This window comes from Thioalkalivibrio denitrificans, from assembly GCF_002000365.1.
In the GTDB taxonomy this organism is placed as follows: domain Bacteria; phylum Pseudomonadota; class Gammaproteobacteria; order Ectothiorhodospirales; family Ectothiorhodospiraceae; genus Thioalkalivibrio_A; species Thioalkalivibrio_A denitrificans.
The window spans coordinates 11,455-26,741 of the sequence record NZ_MVBK01000027.1 but is presented as its reverse complement, the minus strand read 5'-3'; the positions used below and the strand labels follow the sequence as shown (position 1 = coordinate 26,741).

The following is a 15,287-nucleotide window of genomic DNA, read 5'->3' as shown; positions in this document are numbered from 1 at the left end:
AAACACCAACAACTTCAGGCAGGGTCCGGGAAGCCCTTGCCCGGGTTCAGGATGCCCGCCGGGTCGAACTGGGCCTTGATACGGCGCATGAGGTCAAGAGTTTCGGGTTCGATCTCGCGGTCCACGAAGGCGCGCTTGACAAGGCCGATGCCGTGTTCACCCGAGAGGCTTCCGCGCAACTTCAGGACCAGTGCAAAGACCTCGTCCAGGCATTGTTCGGCGGCCTGCATCTGTTGTGGATCTTCGGGGTCCACCAGCAGGTTGACGTGAATGTTGCCGTTGCCTGCATGACCGAAATTGACGATGGTGATCCCGTGCCGCTTGCCGAGGGTCTGCAGGCCCTCAATCAGGTCCGGAATGTGTGATACCGGCACCACCACGTCCTCGTTGATTTTCTTGGGCGCGACGTTTCGCAGAGCCGGCGAGAGCGCCTTGCGCGTCGCCCACAGTGCCCGGACCGCCTCGTCGCTTCTCGCCACCTCCACCGACAGAGCGCCGTCCACCCGCGCGACCCGGGCCACGGCTTCGGCGGCGGTGTCCACGTAATCTGCGGCGCCGTCCACCTCGATCATTAACAGTGCCCCCGCATCCACGGGAAGGTCCGCTTCGGCATAGGCGCGAATCATCTCGATGGCGCCCCGGTCCATGAACTCCAGTGCGCAGGGGGTAACCGGTTGCGCCATCAACGCTGCCACGGCGCGTGCGGCGTCGCTCATGTTTCGATAGACCGCCTGCAATGTGCGCTTGGCATCGGGCAGCGGTGTGAGCTTCAGTGTGGCCTCCGTGATGATGGCCAATGTCCCTTCCGAACCGATGATCAGGCGCGTCAGGTCATAGCCGACCACGCCCTTGGTGGTGTGAACGCCGGTGCGCAGCATATGACCATCACCCGTGACAGCTCGCAGGCCAAGGGTGTTCTCGCGGGGCGTCCCGTATTTCACCGCCCGGGGTCCGGCCGAGTTGTAGGCAAGGTTCCCGCCCACGGTGCACACGGCAGCGCTGGTCGGGTCCGGTGGCCAGAAGAAACCGTGTTGCCCGGCTGCGTCCTGCACCGCCTGATTGGTCACGCCGGGTTCCACCACCATGAGCCGATTGTCCGGATCCACCTCCAGGACCCGGTCCATGCGCTCGAAGGACAGCACCACGCCACCGCCCACCGGCACGGTCGCCCCCGTGGTGCCCGTGCCGCGTCCGCGTGCCACCAGGGGCGTGCCGTGTTCATTGCAAAGCCGTACCACCTGCTGCACCTGCTCCGCGTCCGTGGCGAACACCACCGCATCGGGCAGGGCCTGCTGGCGTGAGTTGTCGTACCCGTAGGCCCAGCAGTCACCAGGCTCAGTGAGCACTTGGTCCGCGGGTACGCATAGGCGCAATGCGGCAATGAGGGGGCTTTCGTTGCTCATTTGTCTAGTGTGCCACGGGAGGCATCGGATGCAATTTGTCGGTTATCGGTACGAACTGACCGAAGAGCAGGCTCTCTCGCGAAGACGCGAAGCACGCCAAGGCAGCTCAAGGAGCCTCATGGCCATTCGCAATTCGCTCTTCTTCGCGGGCTTCGCGTCTTTGCGAGAGTATTCTTTTTGCTTCAGGCTCGCGCGCTGAATCACACGCTCAATCCAGCGGTGCGTCGAAGGCATTGGGAATCCAGTGGGGGGCGGCTCCGCCGTCCAGGGCGACCACGTCGAAGCGCACCGGGCCGTCCGGTTCACCCCGGCTGAGCAGGTAGTGGCGAGCCGCTGTACACAGTTTGCGCTGCTTGGCAGGCGTCACGCTGGCGGCGGCGCCGCCAAAGGTGCGGCTGACCCGCATGCGCACCTCCACGAACACCAGCGTCGCGCCGTGTGTCATGACCAGGTCGATCTCGCCGGCGCGGCAGCGGTAGTTGGTTTCGACCAGGCGTAGTCCCCGTGCCTGAAGGAAATTCAGCGCCTCCTGTTCGGCCCGCCGTCCCTGGCGTTGTGTTTTCACAGGCCGGAAGGTTCTCTGATGACGGTGGGAACCACGCGCGGCGCGGCTTCCGGTTCAGCGGCGACCATCGGTGCAAGGGGCCGCAGAGTGCCCCGATGGAAGCGGGCCCAGTGGAGCTGCCGGTGAATCCGGCCGGCGTCGTCCAGGTACAGGTTGCCGGTCAGGCCCGTGAAGCGCTCCCCGGGGCGGGCATGCAGGTGCTCGAGCAGGGGCACCAGGCGCAGCGCGTCGTGGCCCATGGCCACCAGCCGTGGCAGTGCGCGGCTGGAGGAGGACAGCACGGGTAGCAGCGACTCGCGGTCCGGTGTGCCGTCCACGGTGACGTCGAGCACCCAGGGAATGTCCGCGAGCACAACGCCGTCCAGGTCCTCGTCCGCGCGCGCATCACGCGTGCCGGAGTAGGCATGGGAAGTGCTCAGCACCGGGAGATCCCCCGCCCGGTGAAAGCGCAGCTGGGGCGCCAGCAGTCGCGCCTCCCGCGGAGAGCCCACCATGAACACCATGTCCAGATCCTGCCGGCGTCGGGGCTCGAACTCCAGCGTCGTGCGCACCACGCTCTGCAGCTGCCGATGGCGGCCGCGGCTCTCGGTGAGGCCTACGCCGAAGGTGATGGGTCCGGCAAAGTCCGATGCCTGGGGCGAGTAGAACTCGGTGGCGAGCACCATGCCGCCCAGATCCTCGAAGCGCTCGGCAAAGGTCCGGCTCAGGCGCTCCCCCAGGTCGTTGCGGGGCGCCAGAACCAACGCATGCAGGTGACCCTCGATGGCGGCCTGCTCGGCGGCCTGGCGGGCCTCGTCCTCCGGATTCAGCCCGTACTGGTAGAAGCGCTCGGGGGCAACGGAATCCGAGGAATGATTCAGGGCCAGGACGGGTACGGGCAGCATCTCCGCCCGTGAAAAGAGAGTGACCGCGCGCCGCTCCAGCGGGCCGATGACCAGATCCGCGCCGTCGTCCACGGCCTGTTGATAGAGGGTCCATGCCGCCTCGGCCTGTTCGCCGGTGTCATAGAGTCTGACCACCGGTCGGGCGTCCACCGGGAGACTGTAATAGGCGGCCATCACCCCTTCGTACACGGCGGTGGCCACCGTGGAGAGTCGCCCGCTCATGGGCAGCAGCAAGGCGACGGTGTCAGGGTATCGACCCAGGGCCGCCCACTGCTCCCGGAGCAGACGAATCATTTCGGGTGCGGCGGGGTGGTCGGGATAGGCACGGGACCACTCCTCGAGCGCGCGATCGAGTTCCTCGGGGATCGGCCCGGTACCTCGGGCGACGCGGGCCAGTGCCAGCCAGCCGGCCGCCGCGCGGCTTGGAACCTCGCCCTCCAGGCGCAGGAGCGTACTCCGCTCCAGGCTCAGCATCCGATCCCACAGGGCGGCCCGGTTGGCGGCCACGCCCTCGGCGTCCGGTTGCCACGCTTCCAGGCGGACATGGGTCTGAACGGCGCCTGCCAGGTCGTCGAGCGCCAGGTAGGCGCTCAGGCGTGTTTCCTCCACCTGACGTCCCAGGTGAGCGGGCACACCGACCACGTCCGCCGGCAATGCCTCAAGCGCGGCGGCGGGTTGCCCGCGCCACATGGCCAGTCGGGCAGTGGCGAGGCTGACGCGAGTTGCCTCCACCGGCGGCAGCTCCATGGGGGACAGTTCGGTCAGGACCGCTTCGATGCGCTCCTCGTCCTGGGGTTCGGGTTCGCTGTCCAGCAGCAGGTCCACCCCCCTGAGCCGCAGTTCCGTACGCTGCGGGTCCTCGGCTCGCTCGGCCAGCTCCAGGTACAGGCGTCCGGCCTCGACGAGCCGGCCTTCCTGTTCCAGGACGACGGCGCGGGACGGATCCGGCGGCTCCACGGGGCGGGGGGCCGGTGCACAGGCGGCCAGAATCAGGGCGGTGAGCAGCGCGGTCAGCAGCCGCGCAATGGACAGTGTCTGGGTCATGAAAATGATCGGAATTGGTCTCGTGGTACTGGCGTGCGCGCACCGGCGGCGAGCCAGATTACATGTTGCGGCCGATGCATTGCGGGCACAATAACAAGTATGCGCCGCCGGCGATGGGATTTCCGGCATCCAAGTCGCACACCGGGATGCCCGGGCGCGAACCATGCGGACAGCCTGCTAGCCGGCAGGGGGCCAGTATCTTGACGGGGGGTGGGTGTGTCAATTGAACCGGGCATCCTGTACGTGGTCGCCACGCCCATCGGCAACCTGGGCGACATCGCGCCGCGCGCGCTGGAGATCCTCGGCGCCGTGGACGTGGTGGCCGCCGAGGACACGCGGCGCACCGGCGCCCTGCTGAGCCATTTCGGCATCAGCGCCCGCCAGGTGAGCCTGCACGAGCACAACGAGCCCCGTCAGGTGCCCGGCCTGATCGAGCGCCTGCGCGCCGGCGGCACCGTGGCGCTGGTCTCGGACGCCGGCACGCCCCTCATCAGCGACCCGGGATATCGGCTGGTGGTCGCCGCCCGGGAGGCGGGCATCCGCGTCTCCCCCGTGCCCGGCCCCGTGGCTGCCATCGCCGCGCTCTCGATCAGCGGACTCCCGTCGGACCGCTTCGTGTTCGAGGGTTTCCTGCCTGCCAAGGCGTCTGCACGGCGCCAGCGTCTCCAGGCCCTGGCCGAAGATCCGCGCACCCTTATCTTCTATGAATCCAGCCACCGCATCGCCGACTGCCTTGCCGACATGCGGGAGACGCTTGGCGCAGATCGGCGCGCCGTGGTGGCCCGGGAACTGACCAAGACCTTCGAGCAGATCCGGGGCGGCAGCCTCGATGAACTGTGCAACTGGCTCGCCGAAAACGAGGATCACCGCAAGGGCGAGTTCGTGGTGCTCACGGCCGGCGCGCCCGAACCGACGGGGGAGGGTGTCACACCGGAGGCGGAACGGATCCTCGGTCTGCTGCTTGCCGAACTGCCGGTGAAGAAGGCGGCGAAGCTTGCCGCCGAGATCACGGGTCTGGGGAAAAACCAGTTGTATGCGCGGGCGGTGGGTCTGAAGTCGGGGGAGTGAGTTGACAAGGTAGAGGCAGGAACTGCGACGCAAAGGCGCAAAGACGCAAAGATTCGCCACTCATAGGGCGGCCCATGGCCGCCCTATGAACTGTTGGTGGGCTATTCGGGCTAACCCGCATATTTCACCAAGGCGGCCCGCGGCTTCGTGTAACCTTATGAATGAGTGGCATAAATCGGCGTATCTGGCGGAAATGCCGTGGTGACGGTTTGTACCTCCGCCGCCGGCCTATCGCGATGCTTGCGGCCTCTGGNNACCATCATTCGCGATCCTTGGTGAAATATGCGGGCTAAAGCCCCTGACTTGCCAACTGAATCCGACGTTTCCAGCCGTAGGAGACGGCCTGTTTGCATATGTGGTAGGCATGGTCGCCTGCCAGGATGCGGCGGGCGATCCCAGATAGCTGGCGCTTGATGTAATCCTTGTCGACCAAGCCCGGTCTTGGAACCAGATTCATTGCGGCGCTGCAGGTATTCTCGCGCATCAGCATCTCTCCAAGTTTCTCAATCACTCGGTCGTTGACGGGCCAATCCGCCGCTTCCTGACCAAAGAAATAGGCAAGGACAATTCGGGCGTCCCTTTTCTCTCGGTCCGTGAGCATGGGTGCTTCCCTCTTGTGTGCTGAATCAAGTCAGTGAACGCTCAAGACGATACGCTTGAACCCTTGGAAGTCCATGTTCAGGGCGTCAATGCGGAGAAAGTAATCCTCTTGTTCAGTCCTGGTGATGAGCGCTTGGCCGCTGAATCCCACGAGATCCCCGTCAGAAAGGAAATAGTGGATCCCGGCATGCCGAACGTGCAGCGCGTGGCTGGCATTCTCAAAATGGTATCGCTTCAGGGACAGGGCAAAACGCCACACCTTTTCGTCTTCCTGTGTCAGGAAAGCGGCGTCCTCCGGTGTTTTCAGAAAGATCATTTTGGGAATCTGGTTAGGCACTATCGTGACGCCGGCATCCCGGAGCTGCGGAAGGCGTTCCGGACCGATGACAAGAACTGCGTCATTACCGAGGTGAAGGTAGAGCGTCTCGCCATCTGCAACGATCCGCTCGGGAGGGGGGACGGAAACATGGAAGCCGGCAATGTCCAGCCTGATTCCGGACGCGGGTTCAGCGAGGAGTTCTGTTCGCTCCGCCACCGTGTAACAGTAGGCATGGTCACACAGTGGCTCCGCATGAGCGGGAGGCAGTCCAGGGAACAGAAGGAGGAAAAAAATCGAAAGATAGCGTGCGATGTGCATGTGATCTCCTTATCGTGCGGCGATCCGGCTCGTCTCCACCGCGTTTATCACGAATCTATACGATGGGAGAGGCGCCCGTCCACCCAGTGCGATATGCGGGTTAGGGTCGAAAGACCCTAACGGTCAGTTCGTCCACGGGGCGATAGTGCTTGTCGTTGGCAGTGAGCAGATCCAGGCCGTGTTCGAGTGCGGTCGCGGCGATGAGCGCATCGGCAAGCTGCATCGAGTTGGCCAGCGTGTGCTGTTCCACCAGAAAGGTGGCGCGGGCCGAGATGGTTTCGTCGATATGGATGATGTGGGCGTGCCAGAAGTGGAGCGCCTGCCGCAGTACCTTGAGTTCATTCTTGTCTCGCGTGCCCTGGACCAGTTCCATATAGGTGACGGCCGAGAGGGCGAAGCCGGGCAGGGCGTCGAGCACTTCGGCGGCCTCTGGATTGCCGCGAAGGTTCCAGATCAGGACGTCCGTGTCCACCAGAATCAAGGCAGTTTCCTCCGCTTACGAAGGCGTCGCACCTGCTTGTCAACGTCCTCGTCACGATCCTGCCAGAGTCCGAAGGCGGGATTGCGTGCGCGTGATCGGGTGCGCCCGGTCTCATCGCGCCAGCGCGTGAGCAGTGCCCGCCCCTTGCCACGGTAGGTGATGATCACCTGCTCTCCGCGATCCGTAGCCGCGAGGATTTCGGCGGTATGCAGTCTGAGATCCTTTGTGGTGGCGCGCATGGCAATTGATCCGATAAAGTTACACTCGCAAGTGTAACCATGTGCGTGGACTTTTCAAGTGTGGACGCACCAAGCTGTAACCCTGTCTCAGGCATTCCTGATTCGCCCCCTTTGCGTCATGGCGTCTTTGCGTCGAGGGACCGCACTCAACAGTTACCCGGATTACGGGCGTCAGGCACCGGAGCTGGGGTCCACCCTTTCCCACTTCCCACTTCCCACTTCCCAATTCCCAATTCCCAATTCCCAATTCCAACTTCCCCTTGTAACTTTCAGTATCCCGCGTAGTCTAACCCCCCGGAGTCGGCCGGACAGTCGCTGCGATGCCTGCATCGTGGAGGAAAGTCCGGGCTCCGCAGGGCAGGGTGCCAGGTAACGCCTGGGCGGCGCGAGCCGACGGAAAGTGCCACAGAAAACAGACCGCCGATGGCCGGGGCGCAAGCTCCGGATCAGGCAAGGGTGAAAAGGTGCGGTAAGAGCGCACCGCGCGGATGGCAACATGCCGCGGCACGGTAAACCCCACCCGGAGCAAGGCCAAATAGGGGTGCATTGGTGTGGCCCGCACCGCACCCGGGTAGGCTGCACGAGGCGCGCGGTGACGCGCGTCCCAGATGAATGACTGTCCCCGACAGAACCCGGCTTACAGGCCGGCTCCCCCGATCCGGCGCCCCGGGACATATCCCGGGGCGTCTTTCCTTCACCACTTTGCGCCTCATTCACCCGGGGCGGGTGTCTCGTGTACCCGACAACCGGACCCCGTCACGGGCATGACAGGCTTCCCCGAAACTTAAAGTGACTTGTGAGGTGTAGCCCTCAACTCCGTGAACTTAAATCCCCTGTTTGAAATGTCCCGGGCCCTCTGTTCTCCGACTCTCAGAAGCCATGGCTAAGTCTTTGTGACACAAGCACAATTCTTGCGCCACTGGCCCTGATTTTCCTTGACACCACGCGGAACGCGTACCTATAGTGTAGAAATGTGGGGAATGGTGGGGGAAAGTGGTTTTCCCTCCCAAGAGGGCCGGGCGTGTTTCGAGGCGTGACCAATCTCAACCTGGATGCCAAGGGGCGCATGGCCATGCCGTCCCGGTATCGCGATCGCCTGATGGATACCTGTGAAGGTCGGCTGGTCATCACCGTCGACCGCGACGGCTGTCTCCTTGTCTATCCCCAGCCCGAATGGGAACGCATCGAGCAGGCCCTCATGTCCCGCCCCAACATGGACCGCCAGGTGCGCCGCCTGCAGCGCCTGCTGGTGGGGCATGCCACCGAGTGCGATCTGGATGGGCAGGGCCGCATCCTGCTGCCCACGCCGCTGCGCGAGTACGCCTCCCTGGACAAGCGGGCCGTGCTGGTGGGGCAGGGCAACAAGTTCGAGCTCTGGGACGAGGACACCTGGACGCAGCGCCGCGAGGCCTGGTTCCGGGAGGAGGACGAGGCCGGCGATCTGAGCGCGGCACTGGAGAGCCTCTCCCTGTGACCGGGGGCACGGACCCGGAGCCCGAGGGTCATCGCCCGGTATTGCTGGAGGAGGCCGTCGAGGCGCTGGCCGTGAGGCCCGACGGCACTTACGTGGATGCCACCTTCGGACGGGGCGGGCACAGCGGGCGGATTCTCGAGCGGCTCGGGCCGCGGGGCCGGCTGATCGCGCTGGACCGGGACCCGCAGGCGGCGGCTGAGGCGCACAGGCGCTTCGGCGCGGACGGACGCTTTCACTTCGAGCGGTGCTCATTCGACATGCTGCAGCAGGTAACAGACAGACTGAGCGTCACCGGCAAGCTGGACGGGGTCCTGCTGGATCTTGGGGTGTCTTCGCCGCAGCTGGATGACCCGAACCGCGGTTTCAGCTTCCAGACCGACGGCCCCCTGGACATGCGCATGGATCCGGACAGCGGCGAGTCGGCCGCTGCCTGGCTTGCCCATGCGCCGGAGGCGGAGATTGCGCAGGTGCTGAAGGAATACGGCGAGGAGCGCTTTGCGCGTCGCATTGCCCGTCGCATCGTTGAAACGCGGCGCGACACCCCCATCGAGCGGACCGGTCAGCTGGCGGAGATCGTCGCCGCGGCGGTGCCCTCCCGTGAGCGCCACAAGCACCCGGCGACGCGTACCTTCCAGGCCATTCGCATCCGCGTCAACGACGAACTCGAAAGTCTGCGCCGCTGCCTTGCGCAGCTGCCCGCACTGCTCGCGCCGGGCGGGCGGTTGGCAGTGATCAGCTTTCACTCCCTCGAGGACCGCCTGGTGAAGCGTTTCATGCGCGAGCAGGCCGAAGGCGAGCGTCTGCCGCGGGGGTTGCCCGTGCGCGAGGGACGCCGCGGCCAGACGCTGCGACTGGTGGGGCGGGCCGTGCGCCCCGCAGAGGAGGAAGTGAAGGCGAACCCGCGGGCGCGCAGCGCCGTGTTACGGATGGCGGAGCGTCTGTCGTGACGCTGCGCCTGACGGGTCTTGCCGCATTGTTCCTGGCCGTGATCGTGTCGGCGCTGGGCGTCGTTTACAGCAAGCACCACAGCCGCGGTCTGTTCATCGCGCTGCAGGAGGAGCTGGATATCAGGGACCGGTTGAACGTGGAGTGGGGGCAGCTGCAATTGGAACAGAGCACCTGGGCCACCCACGGCCGCATTGAGGAGGTGGCGCGCGGCCGCCTGGAGATGACGCTTCCCGACGCGCGCACCACCGTGATCCTGCTGGAGTGAAGGCACCGATGCCGGAATCGCCGGACAACATCAGCGCATTTCGCCGCAACGCGGTGCTGGGGCTCTTCGTCCTGGCCTTCGTGCTGCTCGGCGCGCGCGCCTTTGACCTGCAGATCCTCAAACAGGACTTCCTGCGCGGAGAGGGGGATGCCCGCCACCTGCGCGTGGTCTCCATCCCGGCTCACCGGGGCATGTTGCTGGACCGCAACGGCGAGCCCCTGGCCGTGAGTACGCCGGTGGATTCCGTCTGGGCCAATCCCCGGGAGACGCTGCAAAGCCCGGAGCGCTTGCGCGAGCTCGCCGCCGTGCTGGGTGCCGACCACCGCGAACTCCATCGCCGGCTCAGCGAGCGCGCCACGCGGGAGTTCGTATACCTGCGCCGCCACGTGAACCCGGACGTGGCCGCCCGCGTCCAGGCGCTGGGTGTGCCGGGCGTGGCACTGCAGCGCGAGTTTCGCCGCTACTACCCCATGGGCGAGGTGGCGGCACACGTGCTGGGTTTTACCAACATCGATGACCAGGGCCAGGAGGGACTGGAACTGTCGCTGAACCGCTGGCTTACGGGTGAGCCGGGAGCCAAGCGCGTGCTGCGGGATCGCCTGGGGCGCGTCATCCGCGACGTGGAGAACATCCGGCCCGCGCGGCCCGGCAAGGACGTCACCCTGACGCTGGACCAGCGGGTCCAGTACCTGGCCTATCGGGAGCTCAAGGCGGCGGTGCAGGCCCATGGCGCGCGAGGCGGATCCCTGGTGATCATGGACGCACGCAACGGCGATATCCTGGCCATGGCCAACCAGCCGGCCTTCAACCCCAACAACCGGGCCGGTCTCGTTGTCGAGGCCTCGCGCAATCGCGCTGCCACTGACGTGTTCGAGCCGGGCTCGACCATCAAGCCGTTCACGGTGGCTGCGGCCCTGGAGAGCGGGGCGGTGCGCCCCGACATCACGCTGGACACCGCGCCCGGGATGTATCGGGTGGGCCGCCACACCATCCGCGACATTCGCGACTACGGGCGTATCGATCTCGCCACCCTGATCGCCAAGTCATCCAACATCGGTGCCACCAAGCTCGCCCTGGACATGGAGCCGGAGGCGATGTGGGGGCTCCTGCACCGGGCCGGCCTGGGGCGCAGCACCGGCAGCGGGCTGCCCGGCGAGGCCCCCGGCCTGTTGCGTGACTTCTTCTACTGGCGAGAGGTGGATCAGGCCACCCTGGCCTTCGGTTACGGGCTGTCCGTCACGCCGCTGCAACTGGCCCGGGCATACGCCGCGCTGGCCAATGACGGCGTCATGCCGGCACCGCGTTTCGTGCAGGGTCAGCAAACGCGTGACGTCGAGCGGGTCATGTCGGCGGACACGGCGCGCCAGATCCGTCGCATGCTGGAAACGGCCGTTTCGCGCGAGGGCACCGGGCATCGCGCCGCCGTGGAGAGTTACCGCGTGGCCGGCAAGACCGGCACGGTGCGCAAGAGCGGTGTCGGCGGCTACGCGGAGGACCGCTACGTATCGATGTTTGCGGGCATGGCGCCGGCCAGCGCGCCGCGACTGGTCATGGTGGTGACCATCGACGAACCCGCCGGCGAGGACTACTACGGCGGCCAGGTGGCCGCGCCGGTGTTCGCACGCGTCATGCAGGGTGCCCTGCGTCTGCTGGACGTCGCGCCGGACGATCTGCCCGGGTTGCAGCAGGTGTCGGCGGGGGAGGGGGCGGTATGATGGCCATGCAATCCGCTCCCGCCGAATGGAGCCTGGCCGCCCTGCTTGAGGGGCTGGCACCGGTCCCGCCCGGTCAGGATGTCCGGGTGACGGACCTCTGCATCGACAGTCGCCGGGCCCAGCCCGGCGCGGTGTTTTTTGCCCTGGCGGGTCATCGCACGCACGGTCTGGCCCACGCCCGTGAGGCCGGGGACCGGGGCGCCGTCGCCGTGGTGTGGGAACCTGTGGAAGGCGTTCGGCCGCCCACAGACCTGGAGATCCCGTGCGTGGCGTTGCCCGAACTCTCCCGGTACCTGGGCGAAGTGGCGGACCGCTTCTTCGGGCATCCCTCGCGGGCCATGAAGCTGGTGGGCGTGACGGGTACCGACGGCAAGACATCGGTGACCCAGTTTCTTGCACAGGCCCTGGACCCCGAACCGGGCCGCTGCGGCGTCATCGGAACCCTTGGCGCCGGCGTTTACGGCACCCTGACCGACAGCGGCTTCACGACCCCCGATGCGGTTTCGCTGCACCGGTGCCTGGCGGACCTGCGCGGTCGCGGTGTGCGCCACACGGCGATGGAGGCCTCTTCCCACGCCCTCGCGCAGGGACGCCTCAACGGCGTGGCGCTGGACATCGCCGTACTCACCAACCTGAGCCGCGACCACCTGGACTATCACGTGGACGAGGCCGCGTACGCCGCGGCCAAGGCACGCCTGTTCGATTGGCCCGGCCTCGAGGCGGCCATCCTCAATCTCGACGATGCCTTCGGTCGCCTGCTGGCCGAGCGTCACGCAGGAAGGGTGGCCGTGCTCGGTTATGGCACGCAACGCCCGGCCGCCGATCCGCAGCTGGATCACGTGCTGGCCACGGCCGTCCACTTTCATGCCGATGGCCTCTCGTTCCGGGTCCACACGCCCTGGGGCGACGGACGCCTGGAGGCGGGCCTGCTGGGGGACTTCAACGTCTCCAACCTGCTGGCCACCCTGACCACCCTGCTGCAACTGGGCGTGAGCCTGTCCGATGGCCTGGACCGGCTGTCGCGGGTGCGCACGGTGCCCGGCCGCATGGAGCGTTTCGCGGGCAGCTCCGGGGCCACCCTCGTGGTGGATTATGCGCACACCCCTGCGGCGCTGGCCCAGGTGCTGCACGCCCTGCGGGCCCACTGCGGTGGTCGCCTGTGGTGCGTGTTCGGTTGCGGCGGTGACCGGGACCCCGGCAAGCGCCCGTTGATGGCCCGGGCCGCAGAGCAATACGCGGACCGGGTGGTGGTCACCAGCGACAACCCCCGGCACGAGAACCCCGAATCCATCGCCCGGGAGGTGATGGGAGGCTTCGAGCACCCGGAGCGGGTGCAGCTCGAGCTCAACCGCCGCGCAGCCGTGGAGGCGGCCTGGCGGGAAGCCGCGGCCGGCGACGTGGTGCTGTTGGCCGGTAAGGGTCACGAGACGGTGCAGATCGTGGGCGATGAGCAGCGCCCCTTCAGCGACCGTGCGCTGGCGCGCAGCCTGGTGGAGGGCGGGCCATGATGATCCTGTCACTGTCCGAGATCGCCCGCATGGTCGACGGCCGACTGGAAGGTCCGGACGGCGTGGCGGAGGGTGTCAGCATCGATACCCGCAGCCTGCAGCACGGCCAGCTGTTCGTGGCCCTGGCGGGAGCGCACCATGACGGGCACGCCTTTGTGGAAGACGCCCTGCCCGCCGCCGGCGTGATGGTCAGCCGCACGCTGTCCACCAGCCTGGGCCAGGTGGTGGTGGACGACACCCGGCTCGCCCTGGGCCGCTTGGCGCGCGCCTGGCGCCGGGAGCTGCCGGTGACGGTCATCGCGCTGACCGGCAGCAATGGCAAGACCACCGTCAAGGAGATGCTCGCCGCCATCGCGCGCGAACACGGGCCGGTGCTCGCCACCCGGGGCAACCTCAACAACGATATCGGCGTGCCCCTCACCTTGCTGGAACTGGCGCGCAACCACCGGCACGCCGTGGTGGAAATGGGCGCCAACCATGCAGGTGAGATCGCCTATCTCACGGATCTCGCAAAACCCGACGTCGCACTGATCACTAACGCGGGGCCCGCCCACCTGGAGGGTTTCGGCAGCATCGAGGGTGTGGCTCGGGCAAAGGGCGAGATCTTCCGCGGATTGAGCAGGACCGGCACGGCCGTGATCAACGCCGACGATCCGTATGCCGAGTACTGGCGCTCACTGAATACGGGCCACCGCATCATCACGTTCGGGCTGGAACAGCCTGCCGACATCACCGGCACCTGGACCGCGCCCGCCCACCTGGCCATCCGTCTGGGCGATACGGACCATCACCTGTCGCTGGCCTTCCCCGGCCGGCACAACGCCATGAACGCGCTGGCCGCCGCTGCCGCGGCAACGGCGGCGGACATCCCGGTGGGCGCGATCCTGCGCGGCCTGATGCGGGTGCATCCGGTGAGCGGCCGACTCACGCCGCGTCCGGGACTGGACGGGGCGCTGTTGCTGGATGACAGCTACAACGCCAACCCCGCCTCCACGCTGGCCGCGCTGGATGTGCTCGCGGCCAGCCCCGGCGAGCGCTGCCTGGTGCTCGGGGACATGGGAGAACTCGGCGACGAGGCCGAGCAACTGCATGCCCACGTAGGGCGGCGTGCGCGGGAACTGGGCATCGAGCACCTTCTTGCCACCGGCCCGCTCACCGCCCATGCAGTGCAGGCCTACGGAGAGGGGGCGCGTCACTTCGGGGAATGCGCGGCACTCATCGACGCACTGCGCCCGATGCTGAATCCCTCCATGACGGTACTGGTCAAGGGTTCGCGCAGCCAGCGCATGGAGCGGGTGGTCCAGGCCCTGCAGGCCGGCAATCACCACAAGAATCACGATGCCGGGGGAGCCACCCATGCTGCTGAGTCTCGCTGAATTCCTGACGCAGTATTACCGGGGGTTTGCGGTATTCCAGTACCTCACCCTGCGCGGCATCCTGGGCGTGCTCACGGCGCTGCTGATCGCTTTCCTGGTGGGCCCCGCCATGATCCGCCGGCTGAGCCTTTACAAGGTCGGCCAGCAGGTGCGTCACGACGGCCCGCGCACCCACCTGACGAAGGCCGGCACGCCCACCATGGGCGGTTCCCTCATTCTCGTCGCCGTGGCGGTGAGCACGCTGTTGTGGAGCGACCTGGGCAACCGCTTCGTGTGGATCGTGCTCATGGCCACGCTGCTGTTCGGCCTGATCGGCGGGGTCGACGACTACCGCAAGCTGCGCTATGGCAATGCCAGGGGCCTCTCGGCGAGGCACAAGTTCTTCTGGCAGTCGTTGGTGGGCTTCGCCATTGCCCTGCTGCTCTACTACTCCGCCCAGACGCCGGTGGAGACGACCCTCTTCGTGCCCGTGTTCAAGGACGTGGCCATTGAACTGGGGCCCTGGTTCATTCTCCTTGCCTGGTTCGTGATCGTCGGCACCAGCAACGCGGTGAATCTCACCGACGGCCTCGACGGGCTGGCGATCCTGCCCACGGTGCTGGTGGGTGGCGCGCTGGGCGTGTTTGCCTACGCCGCCGGCCATGCCGTGTTCGCCGACTACCTGGGCATCCCTTCGGTGCCCGGCGTGGGTGAACTGGTGGTGTTCACCGGCGCACTTGTCGGTGCCGGACTTGGCTTCCTGTGGTTCAACGCCTACCCGGCACAGGTATTCATGGGCGACGTGGGCGCGCTCGCCCTGGGCGCCGCACTCGGGGTGCTGGCCATCGTCACCCGCCAGGAGATCGTGCTGGTGATCATGGGTGGCGTGTTCGTGGTGGAGACCCTGTCGGTGATCCTGCAGGTGGTCTCCTACAAGCTCACCGGTCGGCGCATCTTTCGCATGGCGCCGCTGCATCACCACTTCGAACTCAAGGGCTGGCCCGAGCCGCGGGTCATCGTGCGCTTCTGGATCATCACGGTGATTCTGGTGCTGGTGGGCCTGGCCACCCTGAAGCTGCGCTAGCCCGCATATCTCACCGG

At 66.6% G+C, this 15,287-nt stretch carries 15 protein-coding genes and 1 other RNA gene; 9 read left to right on the top strand and 7 right to left on the bottom strand.

The window, feature by feature from the left end; genetic code table 11:
* Positions 1-14 precede the first annotated feature (14 nt).
* The 3 genes from B1C78_RS04705 to B1C78_RS04695 all read right to left on the bottom strand — a co-directional run bounded on the left by B1C78_RS04705 (position 15) and on the right by B1C78_RS04695 (position 3,896).
* Positions 15-1,403: an FAD-binding oxidoreductase gene (locus B1C78_RS04705; protein WP_077277993.1), complete on the bottom strand. Its 1,389-nt coding sequence runs from the start codon at positions 1,401-1,403 to the stop codon at positions 15-17.
* Positions 1,404-1,611: 208 nt separating this feature from the next.
* Positions 1,612-1,968 (bottom strand): YraN family protein, encoded by a 357-nt coding sequence (locus B1C78_RS04700; protein ID WP_077277992.1) that lies wholly within the window; start codon positions 1,966-1,968, stop codon positions 1,612-1,614.
* Positions 1,965-3,896 (bottom strand): penicillin-binding protein activator, encoded by a 1,932-nt coding sequence (locus B1C78_RS04695; RefSeq protein ID WP_077277991.1) that lies wholly within the window; start codon positions 3,894-3,896, stop codon positions 1,965-1,967. Before B1C78_RS04695 ends, B1C78_RS04700 begins: the two co-directional genes overlap by 4 nt.
* Positions 3,897-4,112: 216 nt before the next feature.
* Between B1C78_RS04695 and rsmI the strand changes: the two genes are divergently transcribed.
* Positions 4,113-4,964 carry a 16S rRNA (cytidine(1402)-2'-O)-methyltransferase gene (rsmI, locus tag B1C78_RS04690; protein WP_245795312.1) on the top strand — a complete coding sequence of 284 codons (852 nt, stop codon included), beginning with the start codon at positions 4,113-4,115 and terminating at the stop codon, positions 4,962-4,964.
* Positions 4,965-5,253: 289 nt separating this feature from the next.
* Here the strand turns inward: rsmI and B1C78_RS04685 are convergent, their stop codons facing one another.
* From B1C78_RS04685 to B1C78_RS04670, 4 genes are all read right to left on the bottom strand, one after another.
* The gene (locus B1C78_RS04685; protein ID WP_077277989.1) at positions 5,254-5,565 is read right to left on the bottom strand and encodes a hypothetical protein; all 312 of its coding nucleotides are present in this window, start codon (positions 5,563-5,565) and stop codon (positions 5,254-5,256) included.
* Between the two features lie 30 nt (positions 5,566-5,595).
* Positions 5,596-6,201: a hypothetical protein gene (locus B1C78_RS04680; RefSeq protein ID WP_077277988.1), complete on the bottom strand. Its 606-nt coding sequence runs from the start codon at positions 6,199-6,201 to the stop codon at positions 5,596-5,598.
* A 100-nt stretch (positions 6,202-6,301) separates the two neighbouring features.
* Positions 6,302-6,679 carry a type II toxin-antitoxin system VapC family toxin gene (locus B1C78_RS04675; RefSeq protein ID WP_077278014.1) on the bottom strand — a complete coding sequence of 126 codons (378 nt, stop codon included), beginning with the start codon at positions 6,677-6,679 and terminating at the stop codon, positions 6,302-6,304.
* Positions 6,679-6,921, bottom strand: coding sequence for a prevent-host-death family protein (locus B1C78_RS04670; protein ID WP_077277987.1), 243 nt, complete (start codon positions 6,919-6,921; stop codon positions 6,679-6,681). Before B1C78_RS04670 ends, B1C78_RS04675 begins: the two co-directional genes overlap by 1 nt.
* A gap of 296 nt (positions 6,922-7,217) precedes the next feature.
* On the opposite strand from B1C78_RS04670, the gene rnpB reads away from it, so the two are divergent.
* The 8 genes from rnpB to mraY all read left to right on the top strand — a co-directional run bounded on the left by rnpB (position 7,218) and on the right by mraY (position 15,270).
* Positions 7,218-7,577, top strand: an RNA gene (rnpB, locus tag B1C78_RS04665) — RNase P RNA component class A.
* A gap of 365 nt (positions 7,578-7,942) precedes the next feature.
* Positions 7,943-8,395, top strand: coding sequence for a division/cell wall cluster transcriptional repressor MraZ (mraZ, locus tag B1C78_RS04660; RefSeq protein ID WP_077277986.1), 453 nt, complete (start codon positions 7,943-7,945; stop codon positions 8,393-8,395).
* A complete protein-coding gene (gene rsmH, locus B1C78_RS04655; RefSeq protein WP_077277985.1) occupies positions 8,392-9,342 on the top strand; it encodes a 16S rRNA (cytosine(1402)-N(4))-methyltransferase RsmH in 951 nt (316 codons plus the stop codon). Before mraZ ends, rsmH begins: the two co-directional genes overlap by 4 nt.
* A complete protein-coding gene (gene ftsL, locus B1C78_RS04650; protein WP_425443956.1) occupies positions 9,339-9,608 on the top strand; it encodes a cell division protein FtsL in 270 nt (89 codons plus the stop codon). Before rsmH ends, ftsL begins: the two co-directional genes overlap by 4 nt.
* 8 nt (positions 9,609-9,616) lie before the next feature.
* Positions 9,617-11,323 carry a peptidoglycan D,D-transpeptidase FtsI family protein gene (locus B1C78_RS04645; RefSeq protein WP_077277984.1) on the top strand — a complete coding sequence of 569 codons (1,707 nt, stop codon included), beginning with the start codon at positions 9,617-9,619 and terminating at the stop codon, positions 11,321-11,323.
* Positions 11,320-12,831 (top strand): UDP-N-acetylmuramoyl-L-alanyl-D-glutamate--2,6-diaminopimelate ligase, encoded by a 1,512-nt coding sequence (locus B1C78_RS04640; protein WP_077277983.1) that lies wholly within the window; start codon positions 11,320-11,322, stop codon positions 12,829-12,831. The genes B1C78_RS04645 and B1C78_RS04640 overlap by 4 nt, the downstream gene beginning before the upstream one ends.
* A complete protein-coding gene (locus B1C78_RS04635; protein ID WP_077277982.1) occupies positions 12,828-14,207 on the top strand; it encodes a UDP-N-acetylmuramoyl-tripeptide--D-alanyl-D-alanine ligase in 1,380 nt (459 codons plus the stop codon). The genes B1C78_RS04640 and B1C78_RS04635 overlap by 4 nt, the downstream gene beginning before the upstream one ends.
* A complete protein-coding gene (gene mraY / locus B1C78_RS04630) occupies positions 14,188-15,270 on the top strand; it encodes a phospho-N-acetylmuramoyl-pentapeptide-transferase (RefSeq protein WP_077277981.1) in 1,083 nt (360 codons plus the stop codon). The genes B1C78_RS04635 and mraY overlap by 20 nt, the downstream gene beginning before the upstream one ends.
* The last annotated feature ends 17 nt before the right edge of the window (positions 15,271-15,287 follow it).

Bases quoted from the DNA above. Each gene is read 5' to 3' on its own strand.
- B1C78_RS04705 (WP_077277993.1), bottom strand. From the start codon at position 1,403: ATGAGCAACGAAAGCCCCCTCATTGCCGCATTGCGCCTATGCGTACCC.
- B1C78_RS04695 (WP_077277991.1), bottom strand. From the start codon at position 3,896: ATGACCCAGACACTGTCCATTGCGCGGCTGCTGACCGCGCTGCTCACC.
- B1C78_RS04685 (WP_077277989.1), bottom strand. From the start codon at position 5,565: ATGCTCACGGACCGAGAGAAAAGGGACGCCCGAATTGTCCTTGCCTAT.
- B1C78_RS04680 (WP_077277988.1), bottom strand. From the start codon at position 6,201: ATGCACATCGCACGCTATCTTTCGATTTTTTTCCTCCTTCTGTTCCCT.
- B1C78_RS04670 (WP_077277987.1), bottom strand. From the start codon at position 6,921: ATGCGCGCCACCACAAAGGATCTCAGACTGCATACCGCCGAAATCCTC.
- B1C78_RS04645 (WP_077277984.1), top strand. From the start codon at position 9,617: ATGCCGGAATCGCCGGACAACATCAGCGCATTTCGCCGCAACGCGGTG.
- B1C78_RS04640 (WP_077277983.1), top strand. From the start codon at position 11,320: ATGATGGCCATGCAATCCGCTCCCGCCGAATGGAGCCTGGCCGCCCTG.
- B1C78_RS04635 (WP_077277982.1), top strand. From the start codon at position 12,828: ATGATGATCCTGTCACTGTCCGAGATCGCCCGCATGGTCGACGGCCGA.
- mraY (WP_077277981.1), top strand. From the start codon at position 14,188: ATGCTGCTGAGTCTCGCTGAATTCCTGACGCAGTATTACCGGGGGTTT.